This window comes from Barnesiella sp. An22 (assembly GCF_002159975.1).
Lineage (GTDB): Bacteria > Bacteroidota > Bacteroidia > Bacteroidales > Barnesiellaceae > Barnesiella > Barnesiella merdigallinarum.
In genome coordinates this window covers 1-1,861 of sequence record NZ_NFJR01000042.1, presented here as the reverse complement: position 1 = coordinate 1,861, position 1,861 = coordinate 1, and the positions used below count along the sequence as shown (strand labels likewise).

The 1,861-nt window shown below is 53.2% G+C and carries 2 protein-coding genes; both read left to right on the top strand.

Features of this window, described 5'->3' with window-relative positions; translation table 11 throughout:
• Positions 1-890: winged helix DNA-binding domain-containing protein (locus tag B5F38_RS14080; RefSeq protein ID WP_206422502.1), on the top strand; the 890-nt coding region annotated here is incomplete at its 5' end.
• Positions 891-1,613: 723 nt separating this feature from the next.
• The coding region (locus tag B5F38_RS14075) for a crosslink repair DNA glycosylase YcaQ family protein (RefSeq protein ID WP_162611686.1) at positions 1,614-1,861 on the top strand (248 nt) is incomplete at its 3' end.

The window sequence follows — 1,861 nt, the reverse complement described above, 5'->3', positions numbered from 1 at the left end:
TGCGCGAGCCTTCGATGCGTGCTTTTCGGGAGGCGTATGATGCGGGCCGGATTGTGCGCACTCACCTGTTTCGGTGTACCTGGCAACTGGTGGCGGCCGAGGATTTGGGCTGGATGTTGCCTTTGTGTGCCGAGAGGAACAAGGTGTCGATTCGGGGTTACTTGGCTTATCACGGAAGGCGGATTGAAGAGCGAGAGTATGAACGTGCCAATGACCTTATTCGCCGGTCGCTCGAGGGGAAGGGGTCGGTGCCGAAGGATGCACTCTTGCAAAGCCTCGAGGAGCAGGGCCTGGTCGATAATGCCCACGTGATGTCAATCTATCTGCGTAGAGCCGAGGCCGACGGTATTATTTGCAACGGCTTGTTGGACGATAGGCAGAATACCTATGCGCTGGTCGATGACCGAATACCTCAAGCCCCGGACATGTTGCGGGAAGAGGCTCTCGCTTTGTTGGCCCGGAAGTATTTCCTGAGTCACGCCCCGGCCACTCTCGAGGATTTTGTGTGGTGGTCGAATTTGAACGTGGGCGAGTGTCGGGCAGCCATCGAGTCGATCCGCAGCGAGTTGATTACCGAGCCGTATGCCGGGGAGACTTATTTTATACATCGCGATTGCCGGATGAGGGGATACCGCCGGCAGGTGATTCTGCTGCCCTCGTACGACGAATATCTCATTGGCTATAAAAGTCGGCACCATGCTTTTGAAGAGGAGTTCCGCCACCGGATACATAATCGTAACGGCTTGTTCTATCCGGTGATTCTTGATGACGGGCAGGTGGTGGGAAACTGGCACCCCACGAGGGAGCCCTCTTTCTTCAGGGACGAGATGCAGCCCGATGTGGCCGACGCCTTTCTACGTTATCGGCAATTCTGGAATAGCGATAGATGAAGGTGAGAGTCTTCTTTCTATTATTAGCTTTTTAGTTTGTTCAATCACCCCCCCCCGATGTAGCTACCCAGTCATCCCTGCCTTGATGTGGAATCCAAAAACTACCTGCTTCGGTCATACCGCATACCCTCGGTAACCACATACTGTACCTTTTTATAATCACCTTTTTTAGTTTGCTCAATCGCATCCGATGCAGCCACCCAGTCATCCCGCACCTCGATGCGGGATCCAGGAATACCCGCTGTTTATACCAAAGGGAAAACGCCGGCAGTATCGTCCGGGTCGGTAGGGACGCCCAGATTGTGCGTCTTACTAGTAATCTTTACCCGCAAGGTCTATGTTCGTGTTTCCCCTTTTCTTTTCCTGCAAAAGAAAAGTGAAAGCCCAAAGAAAGCTCCCGGCTGATGTCCGAAAGCTGAAAGATGGCTTCGCGCTTCGGTCATGCCGCGATTTGATGCGGCATCCAGGGATATCGACAAGATTACCCGTAAGATTCACTTCCCTGGACCCCGCATCACGTGCGGGGTGACACGGTGCGCATCACGTGCGAGGTGACTTGGTGTATATCACTGTGTGGGACAACAGAGGTGGGTATTGTTGTGCGGGGTGATAGGGGGAGTATGGTTGGTATAGGGTAATGTCTTGTTGGGGTTAGCTCCACTTTTCCCGATGGAGGTGATACGATTGGTTATATTTCGTGTATCTTTACAGAAAATAAGAGCTATGAATATCTTGCATATACGACTTCTTAACCAGCAGTTGGTAAGTTCCCGATTTACCGATGTACACGACTTGGTTGCGTGGATGGGTATGGTGCAGGCGCAGGAGTATAAGATGATGCGCTGGGCGGTGGGCATGAGGTTGCGCGAGCCTTCGATGCGTGCTTTTCGGGAGGCGTATGATGCGGGCCGGATTGTGCGCACTCACCTGTTTCGGTGTACCTGGCAACTGGTGGCGGCCGAGGATTTGGG